Genomic DNA, 21,173 nt, shown 5'->3' with positions numbered 1-21,173 from the left:
GGCATGCAACAGGAGGGTCGGCAGCCAACTTGGCTGCCGTAACACACAACAGGGAATCCCATGCCGGACTCGCTTGATGAGGAACTCGATGATGCGAGCGTCTGCCCGACGGTGCCGCACACTGATGCCACGGTCCAGCCGCATGGTTGTCTCCTTGCTTTCGACAACGACTGGCAGAGCGTGTGCCTGGCCAGCAGCAATCTGTCCCGTTTCTTCGGGCTATCTCCTGCCGAGGCGCTTGGCCGTCCGCCCGAACAAGTGCTGGGAGCCGATACCGTAACGGCCCTGGCCCGGGCGTTGGCCAGGGGGGCACCCGGTATCACGATCTCTTCCGGGAACGGCACCTTGCAGCCGCTCTATCTCTCTCTCCACGCGACAGGGCGACACGTGATTCTCGAAGTCGAACCGCAGGAGGAGGAGACAGGCCACGACCTGCCAGGGCTCGGCTACACATGGGGAACGCGTATCGCTCGCGCCAGCAGCACCAGCGAGCTCTACGCCCAGCTCCTGCAGGCTCTCCACGTGCTGACCGGCTTTGCATCATGCACCCTGCTCGGCCAGGACCACGACGGACACGACCTGCGCCTGGAGCAGAAGGGCATTCCCATCGAATCCGTTCCCTGCACCGTGGATCGCAGCGCCCGCGTACCGCTCATGCTGGTCGATGGCCAGGCGAAGCCAGCCGAACTGTTCGGTTCGCCCGGCCCGCTTCCCGATCTGTCCGGCTGCCCGCTATGCCTGCCTCCTCCGAAGCTACGCAACTGGCTGAGCGGCCGGCAGGCCCGCGCGGCGCTCATACTCGACTTACACGAGGCCACTCCGGGCCGCAGCCTGGTGGTATGTCGGGACCGTCAGCCGCGTCATCTGTCACCGCCCTTGCGACACCTGCTGCTTCAGCTCACTCAGGTGGCCACGCTACGCCGGGCACTGCTGCACGAAAAGCAGCAGACCCAGGACCGTTACCGGCTGCTGCATGAGCGCAACACCCGGCTTCAACGGCTCGCCTATACCGACCCGCTGACACAGGTGGCCAATCGTCACCGTATCGAACAGGTGCTCGAGACCGAGCTGGCGGCGGCCTGCCGGAATGGCAGCCCCCTGGCAGTACTGCTGTTCGATATCGATCGCTTCAAAGCGATCAACGATAGCCATGGGCATGAGGTAGGCGATCAGGTACTGCATCAGGTGGCCCAGGAGGCCCAGTCGCATCTGCGCAACAGCGACCATCTCGGACGCTGGGGCGGCGAGGAATTCATCGCCGTAGTGCCCGGCTGCGATCTAACCCAAGCGCAGGAACTGGCTTGGCGCGTGTGCCACGCCCTCGCTCAGAGCCCTATCGCCCCCGTGGGTCAGGTTACCGCCAGCTTCGGTGTCGCTGCTTGCCAGCCCGGCGACAGTTCCAGGCGGCTGGTGCAGCGTGCCGATCAGGCAATGTACCAAGCCAAGCGGGCGGGGCGCGCCTGCGTGCGCACGCAGGAGGCCTGCTAGCGGTCGTCGTCACGATATGCCAGCAGCCGACGCATCGCCGGCGTCGGCTGCTCGATCTTCTCGTAGCGCCGGCTGGCAGCATAGCTGACGTTGAAGGCGTCGAAATAGTCGTCCAGCACTTGGGCCGCCGTGGTGTCGCCACTCTGGCGCAGCAGTTCGGCGGCCACCTCGGCGGTGCAAAGATGGGCTTGGGAAGCGGGCTTGCGCAACTGGTAGCGGGTCAACCGCGAGGTAGCCAGCGGCAGCACCGGCAGCCGGTCGAGGTAGGGGCTCTTGCGGAAGATCCGCCGCGCCTGTCGCCAGGTGCCGTCCAGCAGGATGAATACCGGCGTTCTGCCGCTGGCCTTGACCTCGCCGACTGCGTCCATGCCCACGACCCGCCCGGCATAGTCGGGCTGGTCATCGGGAAAGATCACGAAAGGCGCGAAGCGCGGGTCCTCAAGCAAGGCCAGCAGGCGCTCGTCCGGTGCCGTGCGGTACCAGGTGAATACCTCGGTATCCGGCAGCACGTCGCGGATCAGGCGTCCGGTATTGGTCGGCTTGAGGTGCTCGAGCGGATGCGTGATCAGCCACACCCGCGCCTCGCTCTCGGTGCTGGCCTGGTAGGGACAGAGACAGTTGAGCACCGGGAGGTTACAGCCGGGGCAGCGCTCGGTAAAACTGCCGCGCGCCTTGAACTCACGCCGCGGCGGGCGTGGATGACCAGTTGCGGGGTCATGAAAGAGACCGGGAGCGGGCCCCTGGCCCAACCCGGTGGTGGAGTCATGCTCGGCAAGGTCGGCCTGGCCAGTCTCATCCAGCATCATTACGTATCCAGGGGCAGCGGGGGCGGCATTCTAGCATCCTGGCCCTCATCCCAGCAGAGTTTCCGGCACCCACAGCCTCCCCTCGCGCTGCCAGTGGCGCGTCAGTGCCGGCACACCCTTGCCGGCGGGCTGGCTGATGCGGGTCACGCCGGGCGGAGCCAGTGTCTCGGCTTCAGGGTCGACCAGCACGCTGGGCGCATCCAGCGGCGTGTGTTCGAGCAGCGAGGCCGCGGGCATTACGGCAAGCGATGTGCCCACTACCAGCAGCAGATCGGCCTCGGCGACGAGCGCACAAGCCTCGCCGAAATAAGGCACGCTCTCGCCGAACCACACCACGTCGGGGCGCAGTTGGCTGCCCTTGTCACAGATGTCACCCAGCTCGATCCCACCGCGGGGCAGCGGATACTGCATGCGGGCATCCACCGTGGAGCGCGCCTTGAGAATTTCGCCATGCAGGTGCAGCACGCTACGCGAGCCGGCGCGCTCGTGCAGGTCGTCGATGTTCTGGGTAATGATGCTGACCCGAAAGCCCTGCCGCTCGAGATCCGCCAGCGCCTTGTGCGCGGCGTTGGGGCGTGCCCGGCGCACCTGCTCACGGCGCAGGTTGTAGAAGCCTAATACACGAGCGGGGTCGCGGCGCCAGGCCTCGGGCGTGGCGACCTCCTCGATGGGGTGCTCGGCCCACAGGCCATCACCGGCACGAAAGGTCTGGATGCCGCTCTCGGCACTGATGCCCGAGCCGCTGAAAACCACCAGATGAGGCCGCCTGTCGTCAGCCATGAGCCTCCTCATGTCGTTGAAATGCGCTCGGCCTAATAGACCTCGCTGGCGCTGAAGCGCTGCTTGTTGCGATAGGGGTAGACGTCGATCACTCGCCCATCGCGGATCGCCTGTTGCACGCTCTTCCAGTAGTCGGCGTCGAACAGCTCGGGGTGGAGCTGATAGAAGAGCTTGCGCAGCTTGAGGTCGGCGAACAGAAAGGGCCCGAACTCCTCGGGGAAAATATCATTAGGCCCCACCGAGTACCAAGGCTCGCCGGATAACTCCTGCTCCGGGTACATCGGTTCGGGAATGTGGCGGAAGTTGCATTCGGTGAGGTAGCCCACCTCATCGTAGTCGTAGAAGATCACCCGGCCATGGCGAGTAACGCCGAAGTTCTTCAGCAGCATGTCGCCGGGAAAGATATTGGCTGCGGCCATTTGCTTGATGGCGTTGCCGTAGTCCTTGAGCACCGCCTGGGTCTCCTCCTCGCCGATCTGTTCCAGATAGAGGTTGAGCGGAGTCATCATGCGCTCGGTGTAGCAGTGCTTGATGATCACCTTGTCACCCCTGAGGTACACAGTGGAGGGCGCCACCTCGAGCAGGTGCTCGAGGCATTCCGGGGCAAAGTGGTCCTTGCGTGCGATGAAGTTGGAGAATTCCTGGGTATCGGCCATGCGCCCGACCCGGTCGTGGCGCTTCACCAGTCGGTACTTCTCGCGCACGGTGCCGTGGGTCATCTCCTTGGAGGGGTCGAAGCGGTCCTTGATGATCTTGAACACGGTGCGAAACGAGGGCAGCACGAACACCGCCATGACCATGCCGCGTACCCCCGGGGCGATGATGAACTGATCCTCGCGCTTGGCCACCTGGCGATTGAGAGCGCGGAAGAACTCAGTCTTGCCGTGCTTGAAGAAGCCGATCGCCGAATAAAGTTCGCCCTCCGGCTTGTCGGGCATGAGTTGCTGCAGGTAGTCGACGAACTCACCCGGCACCTGGACGTCGACCTGAAAGTAGGCGCGGGTAAAGGAGAAGATGATCGATACCTCGTCTGATTCGATCAGCACGGTATCCAGGTGCAGCCCCTCGCCCTGGTCGTGCAGGATCGGCAGCACCAGCGGCACCTGGGCACCATCGCCGCGAATCCGCCCCACCAGGTAGGCGCCCTTGTTGCGATAGAACACGCTCTTGAGCAGCTCGACCTCGGCATTCGGCGCGTCGAGGATCGTCCGGGGCAGATGATTGCGCAGGAACTCGGCACCCAGCCGCACGTCACGCTCCAGGTCCTCGTACGGCGTCTCGAAGGGGGCCTCGGCCAGCGCCCAGCGGATCGACGCCGCCCAATCGCCCTTGACGGTCATGCGACGGCAGGGCTCCAGCCCCGAGTGATGGGCCGCAGCGTCCCGCGAACTGTAGACGAACATCCAGTCGTTGCGGATGTGGCGGTGGTGAAAGATCGAGCAGAACAGCGAATTGAAATAAGTCTCGGCGAGCTCGTAATCGAGCCGTTCGCTGATCAACTCGGCGTAATGATTGCGGGCCTCGCGCCAGCACTCGCAGTGGGTCAGGTCGTCCTCGTCCAGGGCCCGCTTAAGCCGTCCCAGAGTCTCGCCGACCTTCTCCTCGTAGAGGTCGATACGTTCGGCCGAGGCCTGCTGAGCCTCGCGCCAGGCAGCATCGCGAAAACGCCGGCTGGCATCAGCGGTGATTACCTTGAAGCGGGTACGATACTCGTCGAAGCCGTGCAGGATGGTGGCGGCGAGGCGATAGGCAGGCGAATGCTTCATGGCAGACTCCGGGCAGCATAGGCCACCAGCTTCGCCAATTCTCGCCGGCCGCGCGAGCCGACCATGGTGGGCCGCGCTGTAGTTCGGCGACATGGCGAGCGTCACCTCGCCGTCACGAGACCATCATAAGATTGCCGTCGATCTGTCACATGGACTTGGCAGGGTAGTAGCGCATCCAGAGCCATACGCCCCGACTACTTCCATGAGGTCCGTCATGCTTCGTCCCCTGCTCTCCCTGGCCGCCGCCATTGCCATGGCCGGCGCTACTCAGGTTCAGGCCGCCGAGTCCTGCCCCACTACCCTGCGCTTCGCCGATACCGGTATCGAGGGCACTGAAGAGCTGCAGCGCGCCTACCAGGAGTTCGTCGACGAAGTCGAGTCACGTCTCGGCGTCGAGGTCGAGTTCTTCCCGGTAGGCAGCCGCACCACCGCCATCAACGCCCTGCGCTTCGAGCAGGTCGACATCGTGCTGGCTGGCCCCTCCGAATACGTGCTGATGGCAGAGCGTGTCGAAGGCATTAAGCCGGTCACCGCCATCGTGCGCTCCGAGTACTACTCGGTGTTCATCGCCCCCACCGACAGCGGCATCGAGACACTGGAAGACCTGCGCGGCAAGCACGTCGCCATGAAGGATCATGGCTCTACCACCGGCCACATCATGCCCAGCCACATGCTGCACCAGGCTGGCCTGGACATCGATCGGGACCTGCAGATCACGCTGCTCGATGGTGCCCGCATGCAGGCACTGGCCTCGGGCGAAGTCGACGCGGTGGGCACAGGCGTACGCGACTTCGCCCCCTTCGCGGAGCAGCACGGCGAGGAGAATTACCGCATCATCGCCCGCGGCCAGGACATGCCGGGCGACCCCATGGTGGCCGGCCCGCATATCTCTGCCGACTGCGTGGCCGAGATTCAGGAGGCCTTCATGAACGATCCTGACGGCCTGCTGCAGGCGATTCTCGCCCCTGGCGAACGCGACAAGTACATCGGCGCCGAGATGGTGCGCGTGGACGATGCCGAGTATGACGTGGTCCGCGACTCCTACGCCCTGCTCGGCCTCTCCGACTGAAGGTTTTGTCATGCAACTGACCATCCAGGACCTGGCAAAGGTCTACCCCGATGGCACTCAGGCCCTCAATGGCCTCTCCTTCTCGGTGTCCCCAGGGGAGGGAGTGGTGATTCTCGGCCACAACGGTTGCGGCAAGTCGACGCTGATGAAGTGTCTCACTGGCCTGGAGCGCCCCACGTCGGGGCGCTTGGTGTTGGATGGCGTCGACCTGGCCCGCGCTTCACGCCGCGAACTACGGACGCTACGCCAACGCATCGGCTGCGTCTTCCAAAAATTCAACATGGTCGGCAACCTCTCAGTGCTGCAAAACGTGCTGTTCGGTCTGATGGGGCGCCGCGGCCTCCTGGCCAGCCACGCCCTCACCGCCAGTCGTGAGTCCCGCCTGGCGGCCATGGAGGCTCTCGACCGGGTAGGCCTCGCCCATCTGGCGGCGCGTCGCACCGACACCCTTTCCGGCGGCCAGCAGCAGCGCGTGGCCATCGCTCGCATGCTGATGCAGGACGCCGAGATCGTGCTGGCCGACGAGCCGGTAGCCAGCCTCGACCCCAAGGCCGGCCAGGAGGTCATGGAGCTATTGTGGTCGGTGGTGCGTGAGCGCGGGATGACGGTGCTCTGCGTGCTGCATCAGATCGAGCTGGCCCGGGCGTTCGGCGAGCGGCTGATCGGGCTCAAAGCCGGCACTCTCGCCTTCGACCGCCCGACCGATGCCATCAGTGACGCCGACATCACGACGCTCTACCACACCGACACGCCCCAGGAAGCTGACACAGATGAGCGAGTTATCTCACCGCTACAGCGCGCCGCCCAGGCTTGAGCGCCCCTCTCCCATCGCCTTCATCCTGCTGCTGGCGTTTGCGGCCTTCTTCATCAGCGGCTTCACCAGTGCCAACATCCATCCGGACCGGCTACTCCGCGGCGTCATCAATCTCGGCACTTTCTTCGGTGAAGCGATGCCACCGAACTTCGATCGCTGGGACGTGATCGCCATCGCCATGCTGGAAACCTTCCAGATGGCCATCGTCGGCGTGGTGTTCGGGGTGATCCTGAGTCTGCCCATGGCCTTGCTGTGCGCGCGCAACACCAGCCCGCACCCGCTGGTCCGGGTGGTGGCACGTAACATCGTCGCCACCCTGCGAACCGTGCCGGACCTCGTATGGGCACTGATCTTCGTGGTCGCGGTGGGGCTCGGGCCGCTGGCCGGCATCCTCGCTATCGTCATGGACACCATCGGTTTCTGCGCACGCTTCTTCTCGGAACGCATCGAGGAGGTAGACCCCGGCCCCGGTCAGGCACTGGCCGCTACCGGCGCCTCGCGCAGCGGGGTGGTATGCGGCGCCATCCTGCCCGAATGCACCCCCTCCTTCGTGGCCACCAGCCTGTTCTCGGTGGAAAAGGCCGTGCGCAGTGCCGTGGTGCTGGGCCTGGTCGGCGCTGGCGGCATCGGCGTGGAGCTCTCCGCCGCCATGAATCTGTTCCGTTACGACCAGGCACTCACCGTGATCCTCTCCATCTTGGTGGTGGTCATCGGCGTGGAGCAGGTCAGCGCCTGGATTCGCAAGCGGGTAATCTGATCCCGAGAAGTACCCAGCAAGGCAAGGCCGCCTCGAGCGGCCTTGCCTTGCTCTCAGGGGCTGCCTGACGGTTTCCTCGTCCCGTTGCAGCGTCACTGGAAGAGGCGCCCCAGGACGATTGTCATCCCGCTGTCATCACTCCTCTTTAATCTGGACTTTTTCAGAGAGGCTGCGTCATGCCCACCCCTGCGCTCCGGATCGACCGCCTGCATAAACGTTTCGGCCAAGTCGTGGCGCTCGACGGCATAGATCTCATGCTGCACAGAGGCCAGGTACTCGCCCTGCTCGGCCCTTCCGGTTGCGGCAAGACCACACTGCTGCGTTGCATCGCCGGCCTCTCCGAAGCGAATGAAGGCGAGATTCTTCTCGACGGTGAATGCGTCGCGGCACCGGGCCGCCATTTGAGTCCCGATGATCGCCGACTGGGCATGGTCTTTCAGGATTACGCCCTCTGGCCACACATGAGCGTGTACCAGAACGTGGCGTTTCCGCTTGAAATGCAGGGGGTGAAGGCCAACGCCCGTCGCCCCCAGGTGGAATGGGCGCTTGAGCTGGTGGGGCTTGCCGATTTCGCCGAGCGCACTCCCGGTGCTCTCTCGGGGGGCCAGCAACAGCGAGTCGCGCTGGCCCGGGCCATCGTGGCCAAACCGCGCCTGCTGCTAATGGACGAGCCGCTTTCCAACCTCGACAAGGGCCTGCGCGAAAACCTGGCGCTGGAGATCCGCAGCCTGATAGAGGAACTCGGCCTGACCGCAGTCTTTGTCACCCATGACCAGCATGAGGCCTTCGCCTTGGCCGACCGGGTCGCCGTGCTGCAGCAGGGTCGCCTACAGCAGATCGACTCGCCGGAGGCACTCTTTCATACCCCGGCCACGCCGGAGATCGCCGCCTTCGTCGATGCCGGCACCCTTCTCGAGGGTCGGCTCGAGACCGAGGGCCTGGTGATCGCCGATACCTGCCTGCCATTGGCGGCCGCCTGCGGGTACCGTGGCACGGTCACGCTACTGCTGCCGCGCCGCGCGCTGCGGCTCTGTGCCCCCCACGAGGGCCAACTGCGCGGTCATCTTAGCGGCCGCCTGTTTCAGGGCGAGCACCTGTCGCTACAACTAACCCTTGCCGATGGCGCCACGCTCAAGCTGCATGCGCCTCACGCCCCGGAGCGTGGTTGCCAGGCCGGCGTCGACATCGACATCAGTGCCCTGCGCGCGTGGCGTGACGGCGCTCATCTGCTCGACCTGGTACCAGGCGCCAGCGTGACCGCTAGCGCCATTGCCTGATCCACCTCGACCATCGCTGTAATCTGGAGTCCGCCATGCATATCTTGAAACCCCTTGCCTTGGGTGTCTGTCTTGTCGCCCTGCCCGGCCTGGCCTCGGCCAACGCCCTGACCGTCTATTCCGCCGGCCCTGGCGCACTGATCGAGCATCTCGCCGCGGATTTCACCGAAGAGACCGGCATTGAGGTCAACGTCTTCCAGAGCACGACCGGCCAGGTCATGGCGCGGCTGGAGTCAGAGCAATCCAATCCGCTGGCTGACGTGGTGATCTCCGCCTCCTGGGACAGTGCAAAATCGCTGCATGAGCAGAACCTGCTGCACCCCTATCTCTCGCCCAATGCCGAGACGGTACCTGACTTCCTCAAGACCGAACACTACGTCGCCCAAGGCGTTTCGGCTCTGGCGCTCGTGTGGAATCGCGACAGCGACGTCCCCCAACCAGGCGACTGGAGCGATCTCACCGATGCGGCCTACCGCGACCAGGTGACGATGCCCGACCCCGCGCAGTCGGGAGCCGCCTTCGAATTGATCACGGGCCTGCTCACTGCCATGGGCGATGAAGCCACTTGGTCTCTTGTCGAAGAACTCTCCGATAACGGCATGATCGTGCCCGGCCCCAACGCCCGCGCCCTCAACCCGGTGCTGCAGGGCGCCAAGTCGGTGGTCTTCGGTGCAGTGGACTACATCTCGCTTGGCCAACAGGCCGATGGCGAGGCCATCGAGGTGATCTTTCCGAGCAGCGGTACGGTCATCGCCCCTCGCCCGATGATGATTCTCGCCTCCACCGACATGCCCAGCGAGGCCGAGCAATTCGTCGACTTCGTGCTCTCCGAACAGGGGCAGGCGCGGGTCGCCGAGCGCTACCTGATGCCGGCCCGCACCGACATCGAGGCGCTGCGTCCCACCATCGAGGAGCTGACCCTGATCGAAGTGGACAGTGAGGCGATGAATGCTCAGCGCGATGCCATCCTGCAGCGCTTCCGCGAGGCCACGGGCAGTTGATGTCTGAGCGTATTGCCTGGCGCCTGCCCCGAATCAACGGGGCAGGCGCCATCATGCTGCTGACGGCGATGGCCCTGCTGCTGCTGGTGGGGTTGCCGCTACTCTACGTGATGCTGCAGGCCATCTTCCCCGGCTGGTCGCGGGGCGAGTTAAGCGGTGCCTTCACTCTTTTCGCTCCGCTACTCTCCGATCCGGCGCTGCTCGGGCTGCTTGGCAACACCCTGCGCCTGGGCCTAGCCGTGGTGGTCGTCTGCGCCCTTCTGGCCATTCCCCTGGGCGCACTGCGGGCCCTGACCCGAGTACCTGGCGGTGCTGCCTGGGATCTGATATTCCTGATCCCCTTCATGATCCCGCCCTATATCGCGGCACTCTCCTGGATGCTGACGCTGCAGCCTCGGGGCTATGCCGAGCAGCTCACTGGACTTCCCGGCGGCGCATTTCTGTTTTCGTTTTCCGGCATCGTCTTCGTGATGGGGCTCAACGTCTTCCCAGTCGTCTATTTCGCTGTCTCGCGCACCATGATGAGCGTCGGCAGTCGCTATGCCGCCGCTGCCCGGGTCAGCGGCGCCGGTCCCTGGCGCGCCTTCTGGCGCATCACGCTGCCGCTCTCCACTCCCGGCATCGCGGCCAGCCTGCTGCTGGTTTTCGCCCTGACCATCGAGGAGTTCGGGACACCGGCAACGCTGGGTGCACAAGCTGGCTACGAGGTTCTGGTCACCGCCATTCATGAGCGCTTCTCCGACTGGCCCATCGACATCCCGGGGGCTGCGGTGTTGTCTCTGCTTCTGGTAATGCTGGCCATGGCCGCCTTCTACCTGCAGCACTGGCTGGTGACACGACGCTCCTTCATCAGCCAGACAGGCAAGCCTGCAGCCCCGGAGAGCATCGAACTCGGACTCTGGCGCTGGCCGGTGCTGGCACTCTTCGGGCTGGTCGGACTGATCTCGGTGGGCGTGCCGATCCTTGCCGTGCTGGCCACCGCCTTCACCGGCACCCTCTCCGGCGGGTTGACCCTGGAGAATGTTTCACTGCGCCACTTCGAGGCATTGCTGGCCAACCGCGGCGGTGCGCTGCAGGCACTTTCCACCAGCCTGAGCCTGGCCATCGGTGCCGCCATGCTCACCGGCATACTAGGGGCTCTCGTCGGCTATCTGGTGGTACGCGCCCAGTTGCGCGGCAAAGGGCTGCTCGATCTGCTCTCGCTACTGCCCAATACCATGCCCGGCATCGTGGTCGCGGTGGGCTTGATCCTGGCCTGGAACCAGAGCTGGTGGCCAATCCAGATCTACAATACCGGCGCCATGCTGCTGCTCGCCTATGCCTGCCTGCTGCTGCCCTACCCGGTACGCTACGCCTCGGCGGCCTTCCGCCAGATGGGTGAGAGCCTCGAGGCCGCCGCACGGGTCTGTGGCGCCGGTTTCTTCACCGCCTTCCGCCGCATTCTGCTGCCCGCCCTGGCGCCGAGTTTGATCGTCTCCATGCTACTGGTGTTCGCCATCGCCTCCCGCGAACTGGTGGCCTCGCTGATGGTGGCGCCGGCCGGTATGCGCACGGTCTCGACCTTCGTCTTCGGTCAGTTCGAGCAGGGCTCTCCAGGAGTCGGCATGGCGATGAGTGCCGTGGCGATCTTCACCACCACGGCGCTGCTGGTGGCGCTGACCGTATTCAGCAGAAAACGTCTGCCGATTGCCGGTTGAGGCGAGCGGCAGATCCGGTCGCTGAGACATGGCAATAGGAAAGATTCTCTAATCAGGAGTTGATGGGCATGCCGCAACCATTGAACGGTTCAACCTTGCATCTGATCCGTCACGGCCAGACAACAGGAGACATCGAGAACAGATTTGGGGGCGCCTACGACGACTATCTGACCGATCTCGGCAAAGAGCAGAGCCGGCAAGTTGCGCAGGACTTGAACAATTCACCGTTGTCGATGGTCTATTCGAGCTCCCTCAACCGCGCGCTGGAGACGGCAGACATCATTGCGGACTGCCTTGACGTGCCACGTGGTGTCCTCCCGGAATTCAGGGAATGTAACCGCTACGGCATCTTGTCAGGCATGACCAAGCATGAGGCGCAACAGCATCACCCACAAGAAGTCGCCAAGCTAAAAGGCCTGGAGGATACTGTCACGGGCGCAGAATCTTATCGCGACTTCAAACAGCGGGTGACGGCCGCTTTCGAAAGGCTATTTAACGACGGCTCGAAAGGAGAGATAGCCTTAGTGACTCATGGAGGCGTATTTCGTCTATTGTTCCGCGACATCCTGAGACTCGGGGAATTTTCCATCGGCGATTGTGCCCGGGTAACATTATGGTATGACCAAAAAGGGATAGGGGTGATCGAACAACATGGAATCAACGTGAAGTAAAACAGCGCCACACACCCGTACCGATTCCATACGCTGTCATGCTTTCATCATATCCAAGACCCCAGTTCGTCATACACGTCTGACATTCTCGCTATCATGCTCACGATGGCGAGGATTCCATGCGTATCTGTCTTGTCAGCGAGACTTGGGCACCGGAAATCAACGGCGTGGCCCACACCCTGACTCAACTGAGCCACGAGCTGCAGGCACGCGGCATGGCACTGCAGCTCATCCGCCCGCAGCCGGCAGACGGTAGCGCTTCAGAGCCCACCCCGGGCATACAGGCCGAGTTGCGAGTGCGTGGCATGTCAATTCCCGGCTACCGTGCCGTGCGTATCGGCATACCGGCCGGTCGTCGTATCCAGCGCCTATGGCAGGCTCAGCGCCCCGACGTGGTTTACCTGGCCACGCAAGGACCGCTGGGCTGGTCGGCGCGGCGTGTGGCCAGACGCCTGGGCATTCCGCTGGTGGCCGGCTGGCACACCAATTTCGACCATTATTGCGGCGATTACGGTGTACCCTGGCTCGCCCCGCTGCTGATGCGTGGGCTGCGCCACTTTCACAACGGTTGCCAGGCCAACCTGGTACCCACCCGACAGCAGGCGGATGACTTGGCCAGCCATGGCTTCGAGCGTCTGGAAGTGATGGGGCGCGGCATCGACCAGACTCGCTTCTCACCCGGGCTACGCTGCGCCGAGCTGCGTCGCTGTTGGGGGGTCGACGAGCACAGTCCGGTGGCGTTGCATGTCGGCCGCCTTGCGGCCGAGAAGAACCTCACCCTGCTGCGCGAGACGCTGCACGCCATGCGCAGTGCCCGCCCCGACATGGCACAGGTAATCGTCGGTGACGGCCCGGCACGGCGCTCCTTGGAGAAGGCGTTGCCGGAAGTGCATTTCACCGGCTTCATCTCGCCTAAAGACCTGGCTCGTCACTACGCCAGCGCCGATATGTTCCTGTTCCCCTCGCTCTCCGAGACCTGGGGCAACGTGGTACCGGAAGCCATGGCCAGCGGCCTGGCAGTGGTGGCCTATCGCCACGCTGCCGCCGCAGAACTGATCGACAGCGGCACCAATGGCGTGACGGTGACCGCCGGCAACGCCGAAGCGTTTCGCGACGCCGCCGTGGCGCTTTGTCAGCATCCTGCCCGCTACGCCCAGATGGGCCGCGCCGCTCACCTGCGCAGCCAGGCCTGCCGCTGGCCCGCCATTGCAGACAAGTTCCTGTCCGTCTTAGAACAGGCCCGGGAGATAGACCATGAGACCACGCGCCCCTGCCGTATTTGATCGCCTCGACCTGTTGGAGTGGCGGCTGTGCCAGCGCTTCGCCAACCTCAGCCTGTACGCGCCTTGGCTGGCCACCCTGCGCCTGGCCAGCCGCCTGGGCGACTGGCCACTGTGGGTGGCATTGATCGCCGCCCAACCGTGGCTCCAGCCCCAGGCGGGGCTCGCCTTTTTCCTGCAGTACGCCGTGACTGGGCTCGCCGCTATCCTGATCTATCGCCTGATCAAGACGCGCCTGTGCCGGGAGCGCCCCTTCATCACCTTCGTCAACCTGATTCAATGCGGTGAGCCGGCTCGCGACCGCTACAGCTTTCCCAGTGGGCACACCATGCACGCGGTAATGTTCTGCGTGATGACGGCGGCCCATGCCCCCTGGCTGTTGCCGCTGCTGGTCCCTCTGGCGGCCCTGATCGCCCTTTCGCGCGTAGGCCTGGGCCTGCATTACATCAGCGATGTCGCCGCTGGCGCCGCCATCGGCTATGCCTTCGGCCTGATGAGCCTCTACCTGGCGGGTTGAGGTCGCATTCACAGAGCCGTCACCCAACCGTCACGCAATGGACCGCAAGTCGTAATGCCAAGACAGCAGGATGGCAGCCGTAACAGTTCGCTACCCTTCCGCAAAACAGGTGATCGACAATGCTGTCCCAACGTTTCTCCCCTCTGCTGCTGCGTACCGCCGTTACCGGCGTCCTGGCCACCATGGCGTTTCAGGCCAGCGCCGACCTCTCCTCGCGCTATACCGATACCGATGGCGACATGATTGCCGACATTCCCAGTGACGAATCTCAGTGGGTCGACCCTAGCACGCTGGTGTTCGCCTACACCCCGGTGGAAGACCCGGCCGTCTATGCCGACGTCTGGGCCGACTTCCTCGATCATCTGGGCGAAGCGACCGGCAAGCGGGTGCAGTTCTTCCCGGTACAGTCCAACGCCGCCCAGCAGGAGGCACTGCGTGCTGGTCGTCTGCATGTGGCCGGCTTCAACACTGGCGGCGTGCCGGTGGCAGTGAACTGCGGCGGCTTCCGTCCCTTCGCCATCATGGCCGCCGAGGACGGCAGCTACGGCTACGAGATGGAGATCATCACGCACCCGGATAGCGGCATCGAAAGCATGGAGGACCTGGCCGGTCGTCAGTTGGCGTTCACCTCGCCCACATCCAATTCCGGTTTCCGCGCCCCCTCGGCACTGCTGCGCAGCGAGTACAGCATGGAGGCCGACGAAGACTTCGAAACCGCCTTCTCCGGCTCGCATGACAACTCCATCCTCGGCGTGATCAACCGTGACTACGACGCCGCCGCCATTGCCAACTCGGTCGCCCACCGCATGCTGGCCCGCGGTGTGATCAACGAAGGCGACTACGAGGTCATCTATACCTCCGAAACCTTTCCCACCACCGCCTACGGCCTTGCTCACAACCTGAAGCCGGAACTCCAGGAGCAGATCCAGGAGGCCTTCTTCAGCTACGACTGGTCGGGCACTCCGCTGGAAGCCGAATTCGCCAACTCCGGGGAAGCTCAGTTCATTCCCATCACCTATGAAGAGCATTGGTCGGTGATCCGCACCATCGCCGACGCCAATGGCGTCACCTACGACTGCGACTGATGCGGGAACGGCTGCGCATCGCAGCCTGACACCACACGAGTGGCCGGGGAAACGCCCCGGCTGCTCCGTGCATGAAAGAAGGGAGCTGCACCATGCTGACTCTATCCCAGGTCTCCAAGCGCTACCCCACCGGGGACCGCGCTCTGTCCGACATCGACCTGACATTGCCACGCGGCCAGGTCATGGCCCTGATCGGCCCCTCCGGGGCCGGCAAGAGCACACTGATTCGCTGCGTCAATCGCTTGGTGGAACCCACCAGCGGCAGCATCCGCCTGGAGGATACCGAGCTGACCCGGCTTTCCGGCGCGGCGCTACGCCGGGCACGCCGCTCCATGGCCATGATCTTTCAGGAGTACGCCCTGGTGGATCGTCTCACGGTGATGGAGAACGTGCTCTCTGGCCGTCTCGGCTACGTCGGCTTCTGGCGCAGCTTCACGCGTCGCTACTCGCAGGAAGACATTGCCGAAGCCTTCCGCCTGCTCGATCGGGTCGGCCTGCCGCACGCCCTGGACAAACGCGCCGATGCGCTCTCCGGGGGGCAGCGCCAGCGGGTGGGTATCGCCCGAGCCCTGATCCAGAGCCCGCGCCTGCTCTTGGTGGATGAGCCCACCGCGAGCCTCGACCCCAAGACCTCACGCCAGATCATGCGCCTGATCCGCGAGCTGTGTGCCGAGCGCAATCTGGCTGCCATCATCAACATCCACGACGTGGCTCTCGCCCAGCAGTTCGCCGATCGCATCGTCGGCCTGCGCGCCGGCCAGATCGTCTTCGACGGCAAACCCGGCGAGCTGGATGCCGAGACCCTGACCACTATCTACGGCGAGGAGGAGTGGGACACCCGGGTTCAAGAGGAAGAAACGGAGGGCGAGCCCGCCACGCCGGCGCCCACCGCTCACCTCAACTTGGCCACCGGTGGCGCTTCATGAGCCGCCAGGAGCAGGCCCGGGCAGGCCAGTGGCGGCGTCTGCCGCTGATCGAGAATCCGCAGTTGCGCTGGGGGCTGGCGCTAGGTCTTGCCGTCTATCTGGTGCTGGCGCTGGCCTCGGTGGAGGTCAACTGGGCACGGGTCGCCGAAGGAGCCGGCCGCGGCCTCAATTTTCTAGCGGCCTTTACCCAGCCGGACTTCATCAGCCGCCGCGGCGACATCATCGACGGCATTCTCGAGAGCCTGACCATGACCGTCACCTCGACGGTGATCGGCGTGGCTCTGTCGATCCCGGTGGGGCTTGGCGCAGCGCGCAACATCGCGCCCTGGCCCATCTACTATCTGTGCCGCGGCATCATCACCGTATCGCGTACCTTCCAGGAGATCATCATCGCCATACTGTTCGTGGTGATGTTCGGCTTCGGCCCCCTGGCCGGCATGATCACCCTGGCCTTCGCCACCATCGGTTTCATGGCCAAGCTGTTGGCCGAGGACATCGAGGACCTGGACTGGCGCCAGGTGGAGGCAGTCCGCGCCACCGGGGCCAACTGGTGGCAGATCATGAACCATGCCGTGCAGCCGCAGGTGATGCCCCGCCTGATCGGGCTCTCGATGTATCGCCTGGACATCAACTTCCGCGAATCGGCGGTGATCGGCATCGTCGGGGCGGGCGGCATCGGCGCCACCCTCAACACCTCGATCAGCCGCTACGAGTACGACACCTCGGCGGCAATACTCTTGATCATTATCGCGATCGTGCTGTTGTGCGAGTACTCATCGAGCCATATTCGCCGCTGGACGCAATAGGAAATCTCCATGCCCGTTTCGACGACTTCGCAAGGTACGCCGATCTGGCGCCTGCGCACCACCCGCGCCCAGTGGCTGCAGTATCTCGGCTGGCTGGCCGGCGCCTGCCTCTTCCTGCTGTGCTGGAAGGTGATCTCCGACAACACCATGTGGGTCTTCGTCGAGGACGCCGGCCGCCAGGGTAGCGACCTCATCAGCCGCATGCTGCCGCCCCAGTGGAGCTACGCCCACCGGCTGTGGAAGCCGATGTGGGATACCCTCAACATCGCTACCCTGGGTACGCTGCTGGGCATCGCCATGGCCTTCCCGGTAGCCTTCCTGGCGGCCCGCAATACCTCACCACACCCGCTGGTGCGCAGCGCCGCGCTGGTGATCATCGTCTCGTCGCGCTCCATCAACTCGCTGATCTGGGCCATGCTGCTGGTAACCATTCTGGGCCCGGGCGTGCTCGCCGGTATCATCGCCATCGCCCTGCGCTCCATCGGCTTCATCGGCAAGCTGCTCTATGAGGCCATCGAGGAGATCCATCCCACCCCGGTGGAAGCGATCAGCGCCACCGGCGCCGGGCGTCTGCAGGTGATGAGCTACGGCGTACTGCCCCAGATCATGCCCGCCTTCGCCGGCATCAGCGTCTATCGTTGGGACATCAACATCCGCGAATCCACGGTGCTGGGACTGGTGGGCGCCGGGGGCATCGGGCTACAGCTCAATGCCGCGATCAACAGTCTGGCCTGGAACCAGGTCAGCGTCATTTTCGTGTTGATCTTCGTCACCGTGCTCGCCTCGGAGTGGATATCCGCCCGGGTGCGCCACGCCATCATCTGATCCACCGCCACGGGAAACCGACCATGCGCTTTATCGACGCCGAGGTGACCACTCTCGACCTGATCCGCCACGGCGAGCCGGTGGGCGGCCGCATGCTGCGCGGCACTACCGACCACCCGCTCAGTGAGCGGGGCTGGCAGCAGATGCAGTGCGCCACCGACGAACTCTTGATCGAAGGCACTCCGCCGTGGGACGCCATCGTTACCTCGCCGCTGGCCCGCTGTCGCGAGTTTGCCCTGTGGCTGGGCGAGACCCATGATCTGCCAGTGACGGTGGACCCGAGGCTCGCGGAGATGGACCTCGGCGCCTGGGAAGGCAAGACCCATGCCGAGGTGCGGGCCCTGGAACAGGCTATGGACCTCCAGGCCGCCCTGTGGGCCGACCCCAGCAGGACGTCGCCACCCGGTGGAGAAAGCGTCGAGGCCTTCGACAAGCGCGTGGGCGCGGCCTGGCAGGAGCTGGTGGAAACGCCACCCGGCCGCCACTTGCTGGTGGTCTGCCATCTGTTCGTGACCAATGCCATGCTGCGCCAGGTGCTAGAACAGCCACTCTCGCGCATCCTGGCCTTCGATCTTCCCTATGCCGCTACCTGCCGCCTTCGCCATGAGCGCCACGCACTGGGCGGGACCAGCCTGGTGGAGTGGATCGGCCGGTAACGGTCGTCAGGCATCGCCGTCCACCACCCTGCTGCTGCGTACGCAGCGCAGCAGACAGATCACCGCCAGTGCACCAGTCGCTGTCGGCAGCAGGAACCCTATGGCGTAACTGTCGCTCAGCCAGACGATCAGGCTGAACAGTGCCGGCCCTACCAGCACCCCCATATAGGTCAGCACGAGTACCGCGGCGGTAGCTTCGCCCACCTCTCCCGGCTCGCAGCGCCGGGCCACCTCGGCCAGGTAGACACCGTTCCAGCCCACGGCCGTGGCACCGGCGATCACCATCAGGGCGATGATCAGCCAGGTAGGAAGCGCGCCGCTCAGTACCGATAGCAACAGGAAGACCAAAGCGATGGCGCCCGTCAAGCCGAACAATACTGGCAGACCGGCCCTCAATCGGTCCGCCAGAGCACCCCAAGCCAGACGTCCGGCTACCCCCGCCACGTGCACCATCGATACGACCGCACCCGCTGCCACCAGGGACAGCAGCAGCTCCTCCACCATGTAAGCCACCGCAAAGCTGAGCAGCGAAAGCTGTGCTGCCGAAAGGCAGAAGCCGGTGGCACCCAGCCAGCGCATGGCCCGGGAGCGGTACAGCACGGTCAGGCTTCCGCCCCCCTGCATGCGTACGCTGGCATCCCGCGTTGCATCCCACAAGGCGCGCCGGAGCTGAAGCAGCAGCAAGGTGACGAGACAGGCAGCTCCCACTGCCAGAAAGGCCGCCTGCCAGTTCCAAAGGGCCGCCAACGGCGGAGCCAACAGGCCGGCCAGTACCCCGCCCAGAGGTACACCGGTCTGCTTGATGGAGTAGACCAGGTTGCGCCGTTCGGCGGGCGTGAAGCGGGTCAGCAGCTCCGCCGCCGCGGGACTGGTCATGCCATAGGCCAAACCCAGCAGAAACGTCATGGCCAGTAATGCCAAAGGGCTGCCGAGCAGGGCCAGCAGGCAGCCCACCATCACCAGCACCATCGCCAGTTGGCTGGAACGACATCCGCCCAGGCGGCGCGCCACCACCGCCGACTGCAGCGAGGCCAGCATCGCCACGCCATATAGCAGACTGACCTGGAGCCCGACCAGATTCGTGGCTACCCCGAAGGCTGCCGCGATCTGGGGCGCCAAGGTAGGCACCAGCAGCATGCCACCACTGCACAGCACCTGTATCCAGGTCGTTGCCGCCAGCACCCACCAGCCCTCCGCTCGGGAAGTGACAGGCATCGCTGTGGATGGCGGGATTGGCATGGAGCGGCTCCGGCAGCGGCATGGAAACCGTTAGCCTACACACAAATTTTCCACTTTAGCCAACGCCATTGACGAAGGCTGCGTTCGTCATGCCCACCGCTCGATGCCCGTTACCAAAGCAACGCCTCGCCATTACCGTGCCAGAAACCGCCCTTCTGCTCTCCAAAGTCAGCGCCTATTCAGCACATATCCCTCAACGCAGACCCGGCATATAATGGTTACGCAATGTAACCCCTCGCGGGCCCTCTTACCGATGCTTGCCATCGAACAAGGACGCTTTCATGGCCAATCGCGCCTCCACCATTACCCTTGCCGCCCTAGGCGGCGCCGCCATCGGTTTGATCGTTGGCTGGCAAGTACCAAATAGCCCGACCGCCCCCGTCCCGGCCGTCGACCAGGCCGTAGCGGACGACACCGTCTCAACACCGGCCTTACAACTTGGCGAACGACTGCGCAGCGAACTCACCTCGTCCAGCGAGCTCAACGGCAAGGATGGCAGCCGCTTCGAGCGTTTTCACCTTCCCTTGGAAGAGGGAAGCCTGATCGAGATCGAGCTCGGCGGCCCTCTGCATGGCACGCTCTCGCTCTACGATTCCGAGCTGCAACTGCTTGCCGCCAGCGCAGGCCCCATGTATTACGACGTCTCGTCGGCAACCTCGCTGCGTCGCCGGATCGACGAGAGCGGCCAATACATGGTGGTGGTCAGCGGTCAGGACATGCACAGCTACGGCCCCTTCACCCTCACTACCCGGGAAATGGAGCTGACGACCAGCGATACGCTGGCCATGCCCTCCCGCGCCGACGGCTGGCTGCAGGACGGTGGCGATACCTTTAGCGTAACCATTGAGGAGAGCGGCCTCTATCAGTTCGAGATGCGCTCCAGCGACGTAGACGCCTACCTGGTGCTCGAAGGTCCCAATGGCTATCGCCGTGAGGACGACGACAGCGCCGGCAACCTGGACGCCCGCATCGCCGATTTCCTGGAGCCCGGGGAGTATCGCCTCACCGCCCGCAGCGCCTACGGACAGGACAGCGGTCTCTACACCCTAGAACTGGGTCTCCATGAGCTGGCCAGCGATGAGACGCTGCGCAACAGTGGTGCACTGATCGTCGACGAGCCGCTGTTCGGCTGGTTCAGTGGCAACGGCCTCGAGTACCAGCTCACTCTCGAGGCGCCGGCGATGGTGACGCTGGACATGCTTTCCACCGACTTCGATGCTTTTTTGGAGCTGCACGGCGATGGGGTCTTTGCCAGCGACGACGATGGCGGCGAAGGGCTGAACGCGCGGCTGATCCGCTCGCTGGAAGCCGGCGAGTACACCGTACTGGCTCGCAGCCACAGCGGCCAGGGCAGCGGCCTGTTCGAGCTGCATGCCGCCGCCATCGCCCTCGACGAACTCGTCAGCGAAGGACAACTGGAGAGCGGTCGTGCACTGCAGGCGTGGCTGGAGGCGGGGGAACGCAACGTCTATGAAATCGTGATCGAGGAGGCCGGCAACTATCGCCTGGATCTACAATCCAACGATTTCGACGCGTATCTAGAACTCGAAGGTGCGGGGCTTTTTCTCAGCGACGATGACGGTGGCGAGGGGATGAACTCTCGCATCGCCACTCACCTGGAGGCGGGCACCTACCGCGCCACCGCCCGGGCCTACGGCGACAGCGAGAGTGGAAGCTTCACGCTGTCGCTCAGCGCCGAATAACGCAACAGCC

The 21,173-nt window shown here is 64.4% G+C and carries 20 protein-coding genes; 16 read left to right on the top strand and 4 right to left on the bottom strand.

The annotated features are described in order from the left end of the window. Positions 1-60: 60 nt before the first annotated feature. Positions 61-1,488: a sensor domain-containing diguanylate cyclase gene (locus HOP51_RS12580; RefSeq protein ID WP_234274247.1), complete on the top strand. Its 1,428-nt coding sequence runs from the start codon at positions 61-63 to the stop codon at positions 1,486-1,488. Here the strand turns inward: HOP51_RS12580 and HOP51_RS12575 are convergent. From HOP51_RS12575 to aceK, 3 genes are read right to left on the bottom strand one after another with little or no spacing between them, the layout of a single operon-like run. After that, positions 1,485-2,291 (bottom strand): tRNA-uridine aminocarboxypropyltransferase, encoded by an 807-nt coding sequence (locus HOP51_RS12575; protein ID WP_234274246.1) that lies wholly within the window; start codon positions 2,289-2,291, stop codon positions 1,485-1,487. The two genes, HOP51_RS12580 and HOP51_RS12575, sit on opposite strands and share 4 nt — an antisense overlap. A 48-nt stretch (positions 2,292-2,339) precedes the next feature. Further along, the gene (locus HOP51_RS12570; protein ID WP_234274245.1) at positions 2,340-3,074 is read right to left on the bottom strand and encodes an SIR2 family NAD-dependent protein deacylase; all 735 of its coding nucleotides are present in this window, start codon (positions 3,072-3,074) and stop codon (positions 2,340-2,342) included. A 32-nt stretch (positions 3,075-3,106) separates the two neighbouring features. Further along, a complete protein-coding gene (gene aceK, locus HOP51_RS12565) occupies positions 3,107-4,840 on the bottom strand; it encodes a bifunctional isocitrate dehydrogenase kinase/phosphatase (protein WP_234274244.1) in 1,734 nt (577 codons plus the stop codon). Positions 4,841-5,054: 214 nt separating this feature from the next. On the opposite strand from aceK, the gene HOP51_RS12560 reads away from it, so the two are divergent. The 14 genes from HOP51_RS12560 to HOP51_RS12495 all read left to right on the top strand — a co-directional run bounded on the left by HOP51_RS12560 (position 5,055) and on the right by HOP51_RS12495 (position 18,221). Then, positions 5,055-5,909, top strand: coding sequence for a phosphate/phosphite/phosphonate ABC transporter substrate-binding protein (locus tag HOP51_RS12560; RefSeq protein ID WP_234274243.1), 855 nt, complete (start codon positions 5,055-5,057; stop codon positions 5,907-5,909). Between the two features lie 10 nt (positions 5,910-5,919). After that, the gene (phnC, locus tag HOP51_RS12555; protein WP_234274242.1) at positions 5,920-6,723 is read left to right on the top strand and encodes a phosphonate ABC transporter ATP-binding protein; all 804 of its coding nucleotides are present in this window, start codon (positions 5,920-5,922) and stop codon (positions 6,721-6,723) included. Beyond that, entirely contained in the window at positions 6,680-7,480 is an 801-nt protein-coding gene (phnE, locus tag HOP51_RS12550; protein WP_234274241.1) for a phosphonate ABC transporter, permease protein PhnE, read from the top strand. The genes phnC (HOP51_RS12555) and phnE (HOP51_RS12550) overlap by 44 nt, the downstream gene beginning before the upstream one ends. A 176-nt stretch (positions 7,481-7,656) precedes the next feature. Continuing rightward, positions 7,657-8,757: an ABC transporter ATP-binding protein gene (locus tag HOP51_RS12545; RefSeq protein ID WP_234274240.1), complete on the top strand. Its 1,101-nt coding sequence runs from the start codon at positions 7,657-7,659 to the stop codon at positions 8,755-8,757. A 35-nt stretch (positions 8,758-8,792) separates the two neighbouring features. Further along, entirely contained in the window at positions 8,793-9,758 is a 966-nt protein-coding gene (locus HOP51_RS12540) for an ABC transporter substrate-binding protein (RefSeq protein ID WP_234274239.1), read from the top strand. Continuing rightward, positions 9,758-11,455, top strand: coding sequence for an ABC transporter permease (locus HOP51_RS12535; protein WP_234274238.1), 1,698 nt, complete (start codon positions 9,758-9,760; stop codon positions 11,453-11,455). Before HOP51_RS12540 ends, HOP51_RS12535 begins: the two co-directional genes overlap by 1 nt. Positions 11,456-11,523: 68 nt before the next feature. After that, positions 11,524-12,126 (top strand): histidine phosphatase family protein, encoded by a 603-nt coding sequence (locus tag HOP51_RS12530; protein ID WP_234274237.1) that lies wholly within the window; start codon positions 11,524-11,526, stop codon positions 12,124-12,126. A gap of 119 nt (positions 12,127-12,245) precedes the next feature. Continuing rightward, entirely contained in the window at positions 12,246-13,409 is a 1,164-nt protein-coding gene (locus HOP51_RS12525) for a glycosyltransferase family 4 protein (protein WP_234274236.1), read from the top strand. Then, complete coding sequence (locus HOP51_RS12520) at positions 13,381-13,923, top strand: phosphatase PAP2 family protein (protein ID WP_234274235.1); 543 nt, start codon at positions 13,381-13,383, stop codon at positions 13,921-13,923. Before HOP51_RS12525 ends, HOP51_RS12520 begins: the two co-directional genes overlap by 29 nt. A gap of 182 nt (positions 13,924-14,105) precedes the next feature. Continuing rightward, complete coding sequence (phnD, locus tag HOP51_RS12515; protein ID WP_234274415.1) at positions 14,106-15,008, top strand: phosphate/phosphite/phosphonate ABC transporter substrate-binding protein; 903 nt, start codon at positions 14,106-14,108, stop codon at positions 15,006-15,008. A 92-nt stretch (positions 15,009-15,100) separates the two neighbouring features. Continuing rightward, positions 15,101-15,934, top strand: a complete 834-nt coding sequence (gene phnC, locus HOP51_RS12510) for a phosphonate ABC transporter ATP-binding protein (RefSeq protein WP_234274234.1) — start codon at positions 15,101-15,103, stop codon at positions 15,932-15,934. After that, on the top strand, positions 15,931-16,740 hold the full coding sequence (gene phnE, locus HOP51_RS12505; RefSeq protein ID WP_234274233.1) for a phosphonate ABC transporter, permease protein PhnE: 810 nt from the start codon (positions 15,931-15,933) through the stop codon (positions 16,738-16,740). Before phnC (HOP51_RS12510) ends, phnE (HOP51_RS12505) begins: the two co-directional genes overlap by 4 nt. Positions 16,741-16,749: 9 nt before the next feature. After that, complete coding sequence (gene phnE / locus HOP51_RS12500; protein ID WP_234274232.1) at positions 16,750-17,565, top strand: phosphonate ABC transporter, permease protein PhnE; 816 nt, start codon at positions 16,750-16,752, stop codon at positions 17,563-17,565. A gap of 23 nt (positions 17,566-17,588) precedes the next feature. After that, the gene (locus HOP51_RS12495) at positions 17,589-18,221 is read left to right on the top strand and encodes a histidine phosphatase family protein (RefSeq protein WP_234274231.1); all 633 of its coding nucleotides are present in this window, start codon (positions 17,589-17,591) and stop codon (positions 18,219-18,221) included. 6 nt (positions 18,222-18,227) lie between these two features. On the opposite strand, the gene HOP51_RS12490 is transcribed toward HOP51_RS12495, so the two are convergent. Beyond that, entirely contained in the window at positions 18,228-19,460 is a 1,233-nt protein-coding gene (locus HOP51_RS12490; RefSeq protein WP_234274230.1) for an MFS transporter, read from the bottom strand. Positions 19,461-19,741: 281 nt separating this feature from the next. On the opposite strand from HOP51_RS12490, the gene HOP51_RS12485 reads away from it, so the two are divergent. Continuing rightward, the gene (locus tag HOP51_RS12485) at positions 19,742-21,163 is read left to right on the top strand and encodes a hypothetical protein (RefSeq protein ID WP_234274229.1); all 1,422 of its coding nucleotides are present in this window, start codon (positions 19,742-19,744) and stop codon (positions 21,161-21,163) included. Positions 21,164-21,173: the final 10 nt, after the last annotated feature.

It is taken from the genome of Billgrantia zhangzhouensis, from assembly GCF_021404465.1.
Classification (GTDB): domain Bacteria; phylum Pseudomonadota; class Gammaproteobacteria; order Pseudomonadales; family Halomonadaceae; genus Halomonas; species Halomonas zhangzhouensis.
The sequence above is the reverse complement of the archived record's forward strand: the minus strand, read 5'-3'. Positions and strand labels throughout refer to the sequence as shown.

What these genes read in the sequence shown, in the direction of transcription:
- HOP51_RS12580 (WP_234274247.1), top strand. Translation starts at nt 61, where the DNA reads ATGCCGGACTCGCTTGATGAGGAACTCGATGATGCGAGCGTCTGCCCG.
- HOP51_RS12575 (WP_234274246.1), bottom strand. Translation starts at nt 2,291, where the DNA reads ATGCTGGATGAGACTGGCCAGGCCGACCTTGCCGAGCATGACTCCACC.
- HOP51_RS12570 (WP_234274245.1), bottom strand. Translation starts at nt 3,074, where the DNA reads ATGGCTGACGACAGGCGGCCTCATCTGGTGGTTTTCAGCGGCTCGGGC.
- aceK (WP_234274244.1), bottom strand. Translation starts at nt 4,840, where the DNA reads ATGAAGCATTCGCCTGCCTATCGCCTCGCCGCCACCATCCTGCACGGC.
- HOP51_RS12560 (WP_234274243.1), top strand. Translation starts at nt 5,055, where the DNA reads ATGCTTCGTCCCCTGCTCTCCCTGGCCGCCGCCATTGCCATGGCCGGC.
- phnC (WP_234274242.1), top strand. Translation starts at nt 5,920, where the DNA reads ATGCAACTGACCATCCAGGACCTGGCAAAGGTCTACCCCGATGGCACT.
- phnE (WP_234274241.1), top strand. Translation starts at nt 6,680, where the DNA reads ATGAGCGAGTTATCTCACCGCTACAGCGCGCCGCCCAGGCTTGAGCGC.
- HOP51_RS12545 (WP_234274240.1), top strand. Translation starts at nt 7,657, where the DNA reads ATGCCCACCCCTGCGCTCCGGATCGACCGCCTGCATAAACGTTTCGGC.
- HOP51_RS12540 (WP_234274239.1), top strand. Translation starts at nt 8,793, where the DNA reads ATGCATATCTTGAAACCCCTTGCCTTGGGTGTCTGTCTTGTCGCCCTG.
- HOP51_RS12535 (WP_234274238.1), top strand. Translation starts at nt 9,758, where the DNA reads ATGTCTGAGCGTATTGCCTGGCGCCTGCCCCGAATCAACGGGGCAGGC.
- HOP51_RS12530 (WP_234274237.1), top strand. Translation starts at nt 11,524, where the DNA reads ATGCCGCAACCATTGAACGGTTCAACCTTGCATCTGATCCGTCACGGC.
- HOP51_RS12525 (WP_234274236.1), top strand. Translation starts at nt 12,246, where the DNA reads ATGCGTATCTGTCTTGTCAGCGAGACTTGGGCACCGGAAATCAACGGC.
- HOP51_RS12520 (WP_234274235.1), top strand. Translation starts at nt 13,381, where the DNA reads ATGAGACCACGCGCCCCTGCCGTATTTGATCGCCTCGACCTGTTGGAG.
- phnD (WP_234274415.1), top strand. Translation starts at nt 14,106, where the DNA reads ATGGCGTTTCAGGCCAGCGCCGACCTCTCCTCGCGCTATACCGATACC.
- phnC (WP_234274234.1), top strand. Translation starts at nt 15,101, where the DNA reads ATGCTGACTCTATCCCAGGTCTCCAAGCGCTACCCCACCGGGGACCGC.
- phnE (WP_234274233.1), top strand. Translation starts at nt 15,931, where the DNA reads ATGAGCCGCCAGGAGCAGGCCCGGGCAGGCCAGTGGCGGCGTCTGCCG.
- phnE (WP_234274232.1), top strand. Translation starts at nt 16,750, where the DNA reads ATGCCCGTTTCGACGACTTCGCAAGGTACGCCGATCTGGCGCCTGCGC.
- HOP51_RS12495 (WP_234274231.1), top strand. Translation starts at nt 17,589, where the DNA reads ATGCGCTTTATCGACGCCGAGGTGACCACTCTCGACCTGATCCGCCAC.
- HOP51_RS12490 (WP_234274230.1), bottom strand. Translation starts at nt 19,460, where the DNA reads ATGCCAATCCCGCCATCCACAGCGATGCCTGTCACTTCCCGAGCGGAG.
- HOP51_RS12485 (WP_234274229.1), top strand. Translation starts at nt 19,742, where the DNA reads ATGGCCAATCGCGCCTCCACCATTACCCTTGCCGCCCTAGGCGGCGCC.